The following is a 14,535-nucleotide window of genomic DNA, read 5'->3' as shown; positions in this document are numbered from 1 at the left end:
CTCAGAGAACACCCACCTCACGCAAGAGTTCCACGGTTCCTTCGAGGTCCGAGAGCTGCGTCAGGTCGAGGCCCTCCGGCGGGCTGAGTTCGTCGATGCTCGGAAGCTCGCCGATTGGGTCGACGCCCGAGACGAGGGGGTACTCGAAGGTCGTCCGCGCGAAGTAGTCCTGCGCTTCGGCCGACAGCAGGTGGCGAACGAAGTTGCTCGCCAGTTCGGAGTCCTCGGCGGTGTCGAGGACGAGCGCGCCCGCGACGTTGAAAATCGACCCGGCGTCGCCCGCGGTGAAAGCGGTCGAAAGCGGCGCGTTCGACCGGCCGGCGAGGATGCGCTGGATGTAGTAGTGGTTGGCGAAGCCCGCGCCGATTTCGCCGTCGGCGACGGCCTGCGAGACGAGGAACTCGTCGTTGTACTCCGTGACGCCGAGGTCCTGCATCCCTTGGAGCCACTCTCTGGTCGCCTCTTCGCCCTCGAGGACGCGCATCGCCGTGATGAACGCCTGGAACGAGGAGTACGTCGGGGCCCAACCGATGTTGTCGCGGAACGCCTCCGTGTCGGGGAAGGCCATGATGTCGTCGGGAATCCCCGACTCGTCGAACTGGTCGGTGTTGAACGGGACGGTCCGGGCGCGGCCGGAGGTCCCGGTCCACTGCCCGTCGGGGTCGTGGAACTCGTCGCGGACGAGGTCGAGCACCTCGCTCGGGAGGTCCTGCGTGCGACCGGCGTCCTTCAGCGCGCCGAGCGACCCGGCGTTGACTGAGAAGAACACGTCCGCGGGACTGTTCTGTCCCTCGGTCTGGATCTGGTTGACCAGTTCAGTCGCAGAGTTGTACCGCGGACGGATGGTGAAGTCGTCGTAGTACTCCTCGAAAAAGGAGATGAGTTCACCGACGAGCGCTTTGCCACGGCCCGAGTAGAGCGTGAGTTCGCCCGAGAGGTCCGGCATCTCCGAGACGGACACACCGCCGGTTATGTCGCGGTCACCAAACGGCGAGCGGCCGGAACCGATCTGTTCGACCTCCCCGCCGGTACCGGACTCGGTCGTCGTCTCCGTCTCCTCGTCGCCGCCGGTACAGCCGGCGAGCGTGCCGACCCCGAGGGCCGCCGTCGTCGCGATGAACCGGCGACGACTGTGGCCGCGAAGCTCTCGGTCGCGTTCTTGCATACATTGATTTAGGTCTCCCTAAATCATTTATACCTACCGATTCGTCGGCCAAAGCGGGCGAACCGCGGGACAAAGAGACGATTGCCGGTCCGCCGGCCCGCGTCGCTCGGCCGACCGATTGGTCAACCGTCGGCCAATCAGTCGTCGGCCGGCGCGGCGGCCCGCGGCGCGGCGAGGGCGTCGAGGCAGTCCAGCCAGTCGCGCATGTGCTCGCCGACGTAGTTGAAGAAGTCGCCGTTGCGGTAGTCGGACCAGTCGCCGTCCGCGAGGGCGTCGGCCATCGCCTCGAAGACGCCGGCGTAGCTGTCGGCGTCGTCGCCGACCGCGTCCACGACCTCCCAGAGGTGTTCGTTGAGTTCGAGCCCCGGGACCTCGTTGTTGAGGTCGTCGAACGTCGGGCGGGCGGCCTTGTTGTGCTCGCAGAGCGGGTAGCCGGTGAGCACGTCCTTTCCGAGCACGTCGGCGGCGCGTTTGAGGAAGACGCCCGACCAGATGTCGTCGAAGCGGCCGACCTCCCACTCGTTGTCGTCCATCGGTAGCTGGTAGAACGCCGGGATGACCTCGCGTTCGAACGCGAGGTTCATCGAGCAGACGGTGAGGTACTGTCCCGGTTCGGCGACGAAGTCGCCGTCGAAGTCGTCGAAGTCGGTCCGGGTCTGGGCCTGCCCTTCGAGGTCGCCGTCCATCAGGATGCGGACTGCGTCGAGGTCGGGGACGTTCGTCCACAGCCCCTGCGAGGCGACCACGTCGCGGAGTTCGTGCGTCCCGGTTTCGACCGTCTCGTCCATCGCCGAGTAGGGGTACCCGCGGGGATACAGCCCGTGTTCGTCGGCGTTCTGGTAGAGGACGTTCACCCAGCGCTCGTCGCTCGACACCGATTCCACCTCGTCGGTGCGGTCGAGGTTCGCCATGTGGCGACCGAAGAAGTCCCACTCGTCGTGCGGAAGGGTGTCGTCGTCGATGAAGACGCCGTAGTCGAACTCGGGGTGCGCCCACATGTACAGCAGGCCGAAGCTCGTCTGGGCGTGACTCGCCGCCGGGACGAGGTGCGAGTACTCCGAGACGTCGTGTTCGTCGTACCACTCCTCGCGGGCGGTTCCGTCGAAGACCGCGCCCGCGACGCCCTCGTCGTCCAACATCGACTTCATCCCCTCGGCGTCGCAGAAGTCCTCCGTGACGAGGAGGACGAACAGTCGGTCGAGGTCGAACCCGTGTTCACGCGCGTTGTCGAAGTACGACCGCATGCACTCGTACTCCCGAATCGTCGGGACGACCACGCAGATGTCCGCGTTCATTGCTCCTATGGATTTAGGCTTCCCAAAAATAGCTGTTGGTTCGGAATAGCGGCCCTGAAATGGTGATTTAGTGATAATTAAGTCGGCGAGTCGGCGAGGGCGGGCGATTCATGCCCGTCTCGTTGCTTCAGGCTCACGTCCCGGTCAGCGACTCCAACAGCAGGACCGCCGTATCCTTCGCCAGCGGGTCGTTCGCGTTCCCGCACTGTGGCGACTGCACGCAGGAAGGACAGCCGTCCTCGCAGTCGCAGTCCGAAATCAGGTCGGCGGTCTGTCGCATCAACCCCTCCACGATGTCGTAGCCGGCGCGCGTGATGCCGACCCCGCCGGGGTGGCCGTCGTAGATGAAGATAGTCGATTGGTCGGTGTGGGCGTGGTACGGCGTCGAGAGCCCGCCGATGTCGCCGCGGTCACAGAGTAGTCGGAGCGGAAACAGCGAAATCATCCCGTGTTCCGCGGCGTGGATGCCGCCGTTGAAGCCGTAGTCGCGCCCCTCCGGGCGGTCGCCCGATAGCTCGCGCATCTCCGATTCCACGTCGCCGGGCACGGTGAAGTACAGCGCCTTCGTCCGCAGACTCGTCTCCGGGAGGTCGAGCAGTTGCTGGCCGATGGTCGTCCCGCGTTTCGGGTCGCGGCGCTCGAACCCCGTTATCTGCTTGCGCATCGTCACCTCCGCGAACCGGACCTCCACGTCGGACCGCGCCGACAGCGGTTTCGACAGGATGTCCCGCTCGACCGTGATGTGCTTGTCGTGGAGGACTCGGGTGTAGTAGTCCGCCCACGTCGGCTGGAGTCGGGCCACGTCGCGGTCCAAATCCAGCTCCGCGACCTCGTACGTCTGGCCCTGATGGTGGTAGACCGAGCCGGGGTGGGCGTCTCGAAGCGCGTCGTCGAACGCGAGCGTGGCGATGGTCTCGTTGTTCCGCGTGTCCATCAGTTGCACCTCGCGGTCGGTGATGGTCCGGAGGCTCATCGCGTGCTGCGGGCTCTCGCTCCCGCTGTGGGTCCACCGGAGGCCGTCGTCCGTCTCCCGGCGCGCCAGCGTCCCGTCGGCTTCGAGGTTGGAGACGACGCCGGGGAACGACCCGCCGAAGTGCGACTCGTCTCCGGTCGAGAGCCAGTTCTCCGCGGCCGCACAGGCGACGTGCGAGGGGAGGAGATGGTCGTTTTCCGGGTCCGAGACGGCGCGTTCGGGGTCACCGTCGAAGAACTCGGCGGGGTGGTTCATCAGGTACTGGTCGAGTTGGTCCTCGCCGCCGACGAGGACGACGAGCGCGGGTCTATCGCCGCGACCCGCCCGCCCGGCCTGTTGCCACGCGGACATCCGCGTGCCGGGGTAGCCGTCGATGAGCACCACGTCGAGACCCCCCACGTCGACGCCGAGTTCGAGCGCGTTGGTGCTCCAGACGCCCGCGATGTCGCCGTCGTGCAGGCCGGCCTCGATTTCCCGCCGCCGGTTGTGGGTCAGCGAGGCCTGATACGCCGCCACCTCGCCGGCGAGTTCGTGCTCGCCGCGACTCCGGAGGTCGCTCGCGCTCTCGGAGGCGTACCGCTCGGCGGCCTGTCGAGCCCGGGTGAACGCCAGCGTCTGGTGACCGCGCGCGACGAGGTCGACGAAGAGGTTCTTGGTCTCGACGTGGCCCGAGCGCCGCCGCCCCGACCTGCCGGCGTCGGGGTTGTCGTACTCCGGCGGGTTCCAGAGGAGCCAGTTGGTCTCGCCGGTCCCGCTCGTGTCCTCGTCCACGAGCGCGAAGGAGTCCTCTCGCTCGCCCGTGATGCGCGCGGCGTGCTCGACGGGGTTGCCGATGGTGGCCGAACAGCAGACGAACTGCGGGTCGGCACCGAACCGCTCGCAGACGCGCTTGAGTCGGCGGATGAGCAGGGCGACATGGCTCCCGAACACGCCGCGATAGCCGTGGACCTCGTCGATGACGACCGTCTCAAGCGAGGAGAAAAACCACTCCCACAGCCGGTGGGCGTGCGGGAGCAGCGCGTAGTGAACCATGTCGGGATTCGAAAGCAGGACCGTCGGCATCCGCTTTCTGACCTCGCGTTTCTCCGACTTCGACAGCCGGCCGGTGTACTGGTCGACCGAGACGCGGCTGCCGAAGCCGAGGGCGCGCGCGAGGTCCGACAGTGTGTCGAGTTGGTCGGCGACGAGCGCGTTCTGCGGGCCGAGATAGAGCGTCCGGCCGCCGTGGTCCATCGCCCGTTCGAACGCCGGCACGGTGTACGCGAGGCTCTTGCCGCTCGCGGTCCGCGTCGCCAAGACGACGTTGTTCCCGTCGCGGACCGCCTCGACCGCCTCGGCCTGATGCCGGTAGAGCCGGTCGATGCCGCGGTCTTCGAGGGCCGACGCCAGTCGCGGTTCGAGATCCACGTCGGCGAAGGTGGGCTCGCGCGCTTCGAACCGGCGGTGGGATCGAATCTGCCCCTCGTAGTACGGTCTGGTCCGGAACCACTCGATGAGGTCGTCCACACGCCTACTGTGGACGTGGCCGCCCTAACGCTGTCGCAGTTCTGTCGTGGTAGCACGAGTCACAGTAGCCACGCCGTTTTTGTTCTTCGCGTCCCGACGGAAGCCTATGAACGAACCCGCGGATGCCGTCCTCATCTACGACGGCGAGTGCGCCTACTGCTCGGTCGCCGCGTCGGCGCTGAAGCGCCTCGACGACGTGGAAGCGATTTCGTGGTACGACGACGCGGCGCAGGCGTTCCTCGACGCCCAGTTCGCGGACGTGCCGTTCGCCATGGTCCTCGTCGACCGGCGGGAGAGTCGCGTCTACGCCGGCCGCGCCGCCGCGAAGGAACTCACCGATCGAGCCGGGATGCCCGGCCTCCTCAGCAGTCTCGTCCGCGACAATTACGACAGAATCGCGAAGGTCGTCGGCACCGCCAGCGGCCGCGGCCGCGACCCCGACGACGTCCACAGCGTCTACGACCTCGACGCCGACGCAGCCGGTCTGTTTTCGGACCTCCTCGACAACGCCGAACCGAGACCCGCCGAACTTTCGTAGTCGGGGCCACGTTCGTCACTCGATGAGCGACCCGAGGAACCCGACCGACGAGAATCCGACAGTCCACTCGCTCGACCCCGCGGTCCTCGGCACCGACGACGACCCGCTGGCCCTCGGTTCTCGGTCGCCCGTCGGAACGTACGCGTTGGTCTTCGACGCGCCCGCGGCGACCATCGACGTCGGCGCGTTGGGTGAGCACCGCGTTTCCGCCGGTGCCTACGTCTACGTCGGCAGCGCGTTCGGAACGGGCGGACTGCGACGCGTCCTCCGCCACCGGCGCGTCGCGGCCGGCGACCACGACGCCCGCCATTGGCACGTCGACTACCTCGGTGGCCATCCGGCCGTCGAACTCGCGCGCGTCGTCTGCGTTACCGACCGCGACGTGGAATGCGCGGTCGCGGTCGAACTGGCGTCGTCGCTCGGCGCGACCGCCGTCGATGGCTTCGGCTCGTCGGACTGTTCGTGCGACGCGCACCTCGCGCGCGGTGACTCGGTCGAGACGGCGACACCGCTCGTCGAAGCAGCATTTCGAAGCAAAATGTGAAGGGGGATGTCTCCCCCCTCTGACGCCCGAACCGGACCGGGCACCCCGGATCGGACGAAAAGCCGGTTGTCAGAGGCACCCCGGCACACTCCCATACTGCTGCTACACGCTTTAGTTCACCCATCGCATCACTCAGTCACACTGTGAGTTAGAGTATATAAATACATTGTTTCTTTATATACTTGTGCTCGATTCTCCTGTTCTTTAAGTAGTACGACGTTCATGTAGTTCGACATGGTTCGGTCCGAGGCTGACGAGGTGTTCGACGTGCTCGCGTCGCGGGCCGACGTGCTCGAGGCCGTCGTTCGCCAGCCTCGGACCACTGCGGAACTCGTGAGCGGGCTCCCGGTGTCGCGCTCGACCGTCGACCGCGGCCTCCGCGAGTTAGAGCGCGCGGGTTTCGTCGAGACGAGCGACCGCGTCAACCGCCCGACGCTCGCCGGGCGAATGGCGCTCGACACGTACTCGAACTTCGTCGAGTGTCTGGAGGACATCGACGCGGCCGCCGCAGTGCTCGACTCGCTCAGTTCGGACGCGCCGCTCGCGCCGGTCTTCCTCGACGGCTGTGAGGTCGTCGCCGCCGATGACGGCCTCGGCCCCGCGCTCTCGAAGCTCACGTCCTTCGTCGAGGGCTCGACGTCGATACGCGGCTTCGTCCGTGGGGCGCTTCCCTCGCAGGTCGACGCCTACTACCGGGCAGTCGTCGAAGACGGTACTCCGGTCGACCTCGTCGCCACCGACGACGTGATCCAACGGCTCATCACCGCCTACCGGCCGCAGCTCGCCGAGGCGTGGTCGGTCAACTCCTTTTCGCTCCGGTCGGTCGAATCGCTTCCCTACAGTCTCGTCGTCTCCGACCTCCCGGACGGTCCCGTCGCGTTCCTGGTCGCGTACTCCGAACACGGGCTCACGGGTATCATCTACAACGAGTCACTGTCGGCGGTGTCGTGGGCCAGAGAGCGAATCGAGGACTGTCAGGCGGACGCCTCGCCGCTCCCCCGACCGCCGGTCGACAAGAGCTGACGACCCCGCACGCTCGGCCGATGTCCGCGCGACCCCAACGACTTACGGGAGCCACCGCGAAGGAGTCCCAATGACGACGACGTTCCCAGAAATCCCCTATCTAGAGTGGATTGTCGACCGGGCGGACGAGGCCGCCCACGACCTCGCGACGAGCGACCTCGGGTCGTCCCGGCGCAGCGACGACCTCGTCCCGCCGGCCCTCGCGGGACGCGCTGACCCCGAGGACGCGACGCTCACCGGACAGCTCGCGGCGCGCTACGACGTCCCCGAGTCGTCGGTCCTCGTCACCGCGGGCGCGACGAACGCGAACTTCCTCGCCGCCTGCGCCCTGCTCGACGTCGCAACCGATGGCGGCGAAGACCACGACGAAGATGCCTCGCGCCCGCAGGTGCTCGTCGAAAAACCCGGCTACCAGCCGCTCGTGGCCACTTCCGAGGCGCTCGGCGCGCGCGTCGACCGCTTCGTCCGCCCGCCCGAGTACGACTACGAGCTCGAACCCCATCGCCTCGACGGGGCCTCAACAGACGACTTCGCCTACGCTATCGTCACCAACCGCCACAACCCATCGGGCAAGCTCACGCCGCGCGCCGAACTCGCCGAGGTCGCAGCGGCCGCGGCCGACGCCGGTGGCTACCTCCTCGTCGACGAGGTGTACGCGCCCTTCGTCGACCCCGCCGCCGACGGTCCCTTCGGCGGTATCACGGCGTCGGGCCTCGACAACACCGTCGTCACCGGATCGCTGACGAAGTTCTACGGCCTCGGTGGGCTCCGCGTCGGCTGGATTATCGGTCCCGAAGAAGTCGTCGAGCGCGCCCGCTCGGCGTCGATGTACCTGCCCGCAGTCGCCGAGCCGAGCACTAAACTCGCTCGGCGCGCACTCCACCACGGCGACGAGATAGAGGCCGCCGCCCGCGAGCACCTCTCGGCGAACCACGACCTCCTCGCCACGTTCGTCGCCGAGCGCGACGAACTCGACGGCCGTATCCACGCCGGCGGGACGTTCGCCTTCCTCGACCACGCCTTGGCCGACGGTGGCGCGGTCGCGGACGCCGCGTGGGACCGCGGCGTGCTCGTCGTCCCCGGTCGCTTCTTCGACGCACCGGAGTCGTTCCGCATCTCCCTCGGCGGCGACCCCGAGGCGATGGAAGCCGGCCTCGCCGCCTTCGGCGACGCGCTCGACGACCTCGCCGAGTAACTCGGCTCGCCGCTCCGACTCGCACCCTCCGGCGTCGCTCCCGCCCTACTGCTCGGTCTTCTCGATGAGCGGGTGCTGGAGGTAGTCGTTGACCTCCACGTCAGCGAGCGATTGGAGGCCGCCGAGGCGAGCCATTCGGCGCAGACCCAACTCGCCGACTTCCTCCGGCGAGACCGTGAGAACGTGCGCGAGCATCCGGTCGATGTCGAGCCGATCTGCGGCCATCGCCCGGTGGTGGCCGTCGACGAGGAGCGTTTCGGGACCGTGGGAGACGACGATGAGCGGCTCCGCGAGACCGTTCTGGAGCTCGTACTTCCGGCCTTCGAGCTCGTCGCCGTACACCTCCCGTTGGGTCGGAATCAGCGAGTCGACTGTGACCTCTCGCTCGGCGACGCCGATGGACGCGTCGTGGGTCCGTTCGAGCATCTCGCGGGTGCTCTGGACCTTCGAAGGCGTCGTCCGTTCGATCTGGCTCCGCACCGCGTCGCCGTTCGAAAAGAGGCCGAGCAGCACCCGGTCGTCGTCGACGACGGGGAGGAACTGGTGGCCGGTGCGGAAGATGACGCGCGCGGCGTTCTTCACCGTCATCTCCGGGCGGACGACCACGAGGTCGCGGCTCATCACCGACTCGACCCGCACGTCGCCGTTGACCTCCAAGAGGTCTATCGCGCCGACGAACCCGAGGAGGTGGTCGTCGCCGTCGACGACCGGGAGCCCGCCGTACTGCGGCCCCGCCTTGAGTCGGTCGACCACGTCGGTGACCCACGCGTCGGGGCCGACGGTCTCCACGTCGGTCGTCATGTACGCGTCGACACGCACGTCGTCGAGTTCCATCGGTGTCATTGGTGGTTCACTCGCATCTCGGTCGTCCCGCGGTTGGCCGCGGAGCGCCCTAAACGTATCTGCGTCGAAAAACGAGGAGAGACGGTGACCGCCGTCGTGTCCGTCTCGCGGCCGCCGCCGAGTCACCGAGACGCGCCGCGGCGTCCGCTTTTACGCGTCGATGGCGCGCGCGAGCACTTCGACCGGGTGCGGCGGGTCGTCGTTCGCGCCGTCCATGTCTTCGAGTTGCGTCCGGCAGGACGCGCCGGGCGCGACGACCACGTCGCCGGGGCTCTCGGCCACTTGGCCTTCGAGGATGTTCCCGATGGCCTTCGACATGGAGTAGTGCTCGGCCTCGTAGCCGAACGACCCGGACATCCCGCAGCACGTCGAGTCCAGCGGGTCCACCTCGAAGCCGGCGCGGCGGAGGACGCCCACCGCGTGGTGGTCCTTCTTCGTGGACTTCTGGTGGCAGTGGCCGTGGTAGGTCAGGTAGTCGTCCTGCGGGTGGAACGACAGCGACTCGTCCAGCCGGAAGGCGTCGACGTACTCCATGACGCCGTAGGCGTTGGCCGCGACGGCCTCCACGTCGTCGCCGGAGAGCAGGTCGAGGTAGTCCGACTGGAACATCACCGCGTCCGAGGGCTCACAGAGGACGATGTCCCAGCCCTCCTCGACGTAGGGCGCGAGCACCTCGACGTTCTGTTCGGCGTCGGCGCGGGCCTTGTCGAGGAAGCCCTTCGAGTGCGGCGGCCGGCCGGAGCCGGCGACGCCCTCCGGAATCCGAACGTGGACGTTCGCGGCCTCCAGCGCCTTCACGGCGGCCTTCCCGACTTCGGGGTGGTTGTAGTTCGTGTACGTGTCGGGGAACAACAGCACCTTGCGGTCGGCCTGCGCCTCGGGGATGTCGGGCGATCCGCGACCCTCGAACCAGTCAACGAAACTCGTCGAATGGAATTTCGGGAGCGAGCGCTCCTTGGCGATGCCGACGGTCTTCTCCATGACCGTCCGCGCGCCCGGCACCTTGGTCGCCGCGTTGGCGAGGGGGGCGAACGCCGACCCGAGTTTGGACAGCGAATCGATGTTGGCAAAGAGCTTGTCGCGGAGGCTGGAGCCGTTGCGCTGGTGGTACTCGTGGACGACCTCGGCTTTCATCTTCGCCATGTCGACCTCGCTCGGGCAGTCTTTCGAACAGCCCTTACAGCCGACACAGAGGTCGAGCACCTCGTCGACGAACTCGTCGGTGAACATCTCGTCTTCCGGAAGACCGCCGCTCATCGCCTGCCGGAGCATGTTGGCGCGGCCGCGGGTCGCCTGAATCTCCTCTTCGGCGGCGCGGAACGTCGGACACATCACGCCGCCGACCGTGGACTGCTGGCCGCGACAGCCGGCACAGCCGTGGCAGAGTTCGACCATGCCCTCGAACCCGTTGTCGTTGTCCCAGTTCAGCGCCGGTTCGAAGCCGGCGTCGAACTCGTAGTCGGGGGAAAACCGGAGGTTCTCGGTCATGTCGTAGTCGCCGCAGATGTTCCCCGGGTTCAGGAGCCAGTCGGGGTCGAACGCGGTCTTGAGGTCGCGGAAGACGTTCCAGAGGTGGTCGCCGTACAGTTTGCGGTTCCACTGGGTCCGCGCGCGACCGTCGCCGTGCTCGCCCGAGACGGAGCCGCCGTACTTGACGACGAGGTCCGTCACCTCGTCGGCGATGGCCTCGAACGTCTCGACGCCCTCGGCCGTCTTCGTGTTGACCAGTGGGCGGATGTGCAACACGCCCGGTCCGGCGTGGGCGTAGTACGAGGCGAAGGTGTCGTGTTCGTCGAGGATGTCCTGGAAGTCCGAGACGTACGCCGGGAGGTTCTCGGCCGGGATGGCGGTGTCCTCGATGTACGCGATGTGCTTCTCGTCGGTCGTCCGACCGAGGAGAATCGGGAGCCCCGACTTGCGCATCTTCCAGAACTTCGCGCGGGTGTCTGCGTCGTGGGCCTCCATGAAGTCGGTCGCGCGGCGCTCCGTTTCTGTCACCGAGGCCGAGCCCTCGTCGGGGTCGAACTCGGTCCCGTCGGGGTCGATGACGCGGTCTTCGATGAGGTTCGCCACCTTCTGTTTGCCGGCCTCGTCGGAGTCGGCGTAGAACTCCACGAGGAGCGTCGAGTCCGTGCCTTCGGGGAGCATGCCGACCACGTCGGCGAACTCGGCGGTGTCGCGCGCGAGGTCGAGCAACACGTCGTCCATGACCTCGACGGCCGCGGGCTCGTGTTCAAGGATGGGCGCGACGTCGTGCATCGCGTCGATGACGTCGTCGTAGGTGAGAAGCGCCACCGACGCGGTGTTCGGAATCTCCTCCAGCGAGACGGTCGCCTTCGTCACGATGCCGAGCGTGCCCTCGCTCCCGGCGATGAGCCGACCGAGGTTGACGCGGCCGGCCTCCCAGTCCTCGTCGATGCCCGCGTCGTCGGGCGTGCGTCGCTCGCCGCGCATCTCGTCGACGAGCATGTCGAGGTTGTAGCCCGAGACGTTGCGCTTCAGGTCGGGGAAGCGCTCGGAAATCTCGTCGGCCTCCTCGTCGAGTATCCGCGCGACCTCCGCGTAGATTCGGGCTTCGAGGTCGCCGTCGGGGTCGCCGGACTCGCGGAGTTCGTCGACGCTCACCTCGCCGAACGTCGTCACCGTGCCGTCCGCGAGGACGAGTTCCAGCTCCTCGATGTAGTAGTCGGTCTTGCCGTACTTCAGCGAGTGCGAGCCGGTGGAGTTGTTGCCGATTGCGCCGCCGAGCGCGGAGCGGTCGCCCCACGCCGGGTCGGGCGCGAACTTCAGGCCGTGGGGGGCGAGTTCCTCGTTGAGTTCGCCGAGGCGGACGCCCGCTTCAGCCGTGGCCGTCCGCGCCTCGGGGTCGATTTCCTCGACACCGCCCATGTGGCGGGCGAGGTCGAGGACGACGGCCTCGTTGACGGTCTGGCCGGCGAGGCTCGTGCCGCCGCCGCGGGGGAGGACGGGAATCTCGCGGTCGGCGCAGTACTCCATCACCGCCGCCACGTCGGCCGTCGAGGTCGGCATGACGACGCCGATGGGGACTTGCTCGTAGGCCGACGCGTCGGTCGCGTACAGCGTTCTCGTGTAGGAGTCGAAGCGCACGTCGCCCTCGACGAGGGATTCGAGGTCTTCGACCAGCCCCGGCCGCTCGACGTCGTCGCTGACGTAGTCGTAATCGCCAGCGAGCGCGGGGTCGGTGGCCGGTTCGTGCGTGTTGGATGCCATTGATTAGCTCTGTCGTATGTCGGTTTGCGTGAACGGATAAAGACACCCGGTGACGGGTGTCGCTCCGGGTCGCGCGCGGGTAGTTTGCGAGTCGATTCGCGACCCGAACCGAGTCGGGTCGGGTCAGTCTGAGTCAGTCCGGGCCGGGACGGCGCAACACGGGACGAGTCAGGCCGCTCCGAGTCGGGAGCGCCGACCGGTCAGAACACGCCCGGGAACAGCACGTAACTGAACAGGAGCGTGAGGACGCCGGTCGCGGTCCCGTAGTACAGAAGCGGGATGAGTTCGAGGCGGATGACGCGGCCCTCCTCGCCGACGAGGCCGACGACCGCGAGCGCGGCGACGACGTTGTGGACGGCGATGAGGTTGCCGATGGCCCCGCCGACCGCCTGCGCGCCCAGCATGACGGTCTTCGACGTGCCGATCTGGTCGGCGACGCCGTACTGGAAGGTGCCGAACAGGATGTCGGAGACGGTGTTCGACCCCGCGAGGAACGCGCCGAACGCGCCCACGAAGGCGGCGAAGAACGGGTAGGCACCGCCCGCGATGCCGGCCATCCCCTCCGAGAGGACGATGAGCATGCTGTCGGTGCCCGTCGCGTTACCCGACTGGAGCATTATCTGGACGGTCGCCACGGCGAACAGCAGCGCGATGACCGCCGGCATGACTTTCTCGGCGGTCTCGGCCCACGTCGCTTTGACCTGTTTCGCGTCCATGTCGTGGAGACCGATGGTGACGAGGTGGACCACGAGGAACACCGCGCCGGGCAGGTAGAGCAACTGGAAGTCGCCGGTCAGCCCCGTGCCCCAGATGTCGGCGTACTCGAAGACGAGATTCGACGTGAGGAAACTCGTCAGCGGGTCGAACACGCGGGTGACGACGAGCAGGGCCGCGACGAGGACGTACGGCGTCCACGCCTTCCAGAGCGACATCTGCTGGGCGACGCCCCCGTCAGCAGCGACCGCGCCGCCGCGTTTGCTCGTCTCGCCGGGTTGGATGTCGCCGACCCAGTGGTCGGGCCACTCGGTCTGCGGTGCGAAGTCCCACTCCTCGTCGGGGTGGAAGAAGCCGGCCTTGAGCGCGGAGACGGTGAGCAGCAGTCCGACCATCGCGCCGACGAGGCCGGGGAACACCGGTCCGAGGAAGTAGGCCGTGAGGAAGTACGGCACCGAGAAGGACGCCCACGCGAACAGCGTGAGCGGAAGCACTTCGAGCGCCGGTTTGATAGAGCGTTCCTCGCCGAAGAAGCGCGTCATCATGGCGACGCCGATGAAGGGGAGCACGACGCCGACGACGACGTGGTTCATCGCCGCGAAGACGGCGATTTCGGACACCCACTGTTCGACGCCCATACCCTGCGCGTCGAGCGCGTTCGTGATGACCGGCACGTCGTCGAAGATGTCTATCATCCCGATGATGAGCGGCGTGCCGACCGCGCCGAAGGTGATAGCCATGAGGTTCCCCGTCAGCGCGACCACGACGGCCGCGAGCGGCGGGAAGCCGAGACCCACGAGGAGCGGGCCGACGATTGCCGCGGGCGTGCCGAAGCCGGCGGCCGCCTCGATGAACGAGCCCATGAGGAACACCAGCAGGACGACCTGCACGCGGCGATCCTCGCTGATGGAGGCGAAGCCGTTGTTGATGGCGTCGAACGCGCCCGTCTGCTTGAGCGTGTACAGGAGCAAGATAGCTCCGAAGACGATGTACAGGATGTTCGAGGCGGTGATGAAGCCGTTGATGGTCGACGCGATAATCCACTGCGGTGTCATGCCCCAGCCGAGGACGCCGGCCCCGATTGCGACGAGCCACGCGACGGGCATCGCCCGCGTCGCGGGCCAGTACCGCCCGACCATCAGATAGGCGATGGTGATGAGCGGGAGCAGGGCGATGAGCGCGTCGGTTGCGCTAACCATGCCGCACACTCCCACAGTTCGTTCCAGCCTGTGCCGTTCCAGATTCGTGCCTGATGCGGTGCATCGTGGAATCCGCTACACAACTTTTGTGATATATATCTATCGTTCGTCGCTATTCCTGACAGATCGGTTGGGGCCGTCTTCTCCGGAGTACGGAATCCAGTACACTCGTGGATAACGCGCCAAATACGCGATTAAACGCCGATTTCTTGTCCCTCATGGTCTATCCTGTCTGTTCGGGTTCGGAGCGAAATCGGAAAAACGAGCCCCGAAACGGCCACTTCATACGTGTTTCTCGGCCATAACACA

Annotated in this window: 10 protein-coding genes; 4 read left to right on the top strand and 6 right to left on the bottom strand. The window is 67.1% G+C overall.

The window, feature by feature from the left end:
• Position 1 precedes the first annotated feature (1 nt).
• The 3 genes from NKF06_RS04065 to NKF06_RS04055 form a co-directional block, all read right to left on the bottom strand.
• Complete coding sequence (locus tag NKF06_RS04065; protein WP_253244598.1) at positions 2-1,165, bottom strand: iron ABC transporter substrate-binding protein; 1,164 nt, start codon at positions 1,163-1,165, stop codon at positions 2-4.
• 137 nt (positions 1,166-1,302) lie between these two features.
• Positions 1,303-2,460, bottom strand: coding sequence for an alpha-1 4-glucan-protein synthase (locus NKF06_RS04060; RefSeq protein ID WP_058827760.1), 1,158 nt, complete (start codon positions 2,458-2,460; stop codon positions 1,303-1,305).
• Between the two features lie 133 nt (positions 2,461-2,593).
• Positions 2,594-4,939 carry a DEAD/DEAH box helicase gene (locus NKF06_RS04055; protein ID WP_253244597.1) on the bottom strand — a complete coding sequence of 782 codons (2,346 nt, stop codon included), beginning with the start codon at positions 4,937-4,939 and terminating at the stop codon, positions 2,594-2,596.
• 106 nt (positions 4,940-5,045) lie between these two features.
• Between NKF06_RS04055 and NKF06_RS04050 the strand changes: the two genes are divergently transcribed.
• The 4 genes from NKF06_RS04050 to NKF06_RS04035 all read left to right on the top strand — a co-directional run bounded on the left by NKF06_RS04050 (position 5,046) and on the right by NKF06_RS04035 (position 8,239).
• On the top strand, positions 5,046-5,477 hold the full coding sequence (locus NKF06_RS04050) for a DUF393 domain-containing protein (RefSeq protein WP_253244596.1): 432 nt from the start codon (positions 5,046-5,048) through the stop codon (positions 5,475-5,477).
• A 22-nt stretch (positions 5,478-5,499) separates the two neighbouring features.
• A complete protein-coding gene (locus tag NKF06_RS04045; protein ID WP_253244595.1) occupies positions 5,500-6,021 on the top strand; it encodes a GIY-YIG nuclease family protein in 522 nt (173 codons plus the stop codon).
• Between the two features lie 234 nt (positions 6,022-6,255).
• A complete protein-coding gene (locus tag NKF06_RS04040; protein ID WP_253244594.1) occupies positions 6,256-7,044 on the top strand; it encodes a helix-turn-helix domain-containing protein in 789 nt (262 codons plus the stop codon).
• Between the two features lie 70 nt (positions 7,045-7,114).
• Positions 7,115-8,239 (top strand): pyridoxal phosphate-dependent aminotransferase, encoded by a 1,125-nt coding sequence (locus NKF06_RS04035; RefSeq protein ID WP_253244593.1) that lies wholly within the window; start codon positions 7,115-7,117, stop codon positions 8,237-8,239.
• Positions 8,240-8,284: 45 nt separating this feature from the next.
• Here the strand turns inward: NKF06_RS04035 and NKF06_RS04030 are convergent, their stop codons facing one another.
• The 3 genes from NKF06_RS04030 to NKF06_RS04020 all read right to left on the bottom strand — a co-directional run bounded on the left by NKF06_RS04030 (position 8,285) and on the right by NKF06_RS04020 (position 14,226).
• A complete protein-coding gene (locus tag NKF06_RS04030; RefSeq protein WP_309142104.1) occupies positions 8,285-9,073 on the bottom strand; it encodes a CBS domain-containing protein in 789 nt (262 codons plus the stop codon).
• 159 nt (positions 9,074-9,232) lie between these two features.
• Complete coding sequence (locus NKF06_RS04025) at positions 9,233-12,313, bottom strand: FAD-binding and (Fe-S)-binding domain-containing protein (RefSeq protein ID WP_253244591.1); 3,081 nt, start codon at positions 12,311-12,313, stop codon at positions 9,233-9,235.
• Between the two features lie 200 nt (positions 12,314-12,513).
• The gene (locus tag NKF06_RS04020) at positions 12,514-14,226 is read right to left on the bottom strand and encodes an L-lactate permease (protein ID WP_253244590.1); all 1,713 of its coding nucleotides are present in this window, start codon (positions 14,224-14,226) and stop codon (positions 12,514-12,516) included.
• Positions 14,227-14,535: the final 309 nt, after the last annotated feature.

The organism is Haloferax sp. AB510, assembly GCF_024136985.1.
Classification (GTDB): Archaea; Halobacteriota; Halobacteria; order Halobacteriales; family Haloferacaceae; genus Haloferax.
This window is presented reverse-complemented; position numbering and strand designations above follow the sequence as displayed.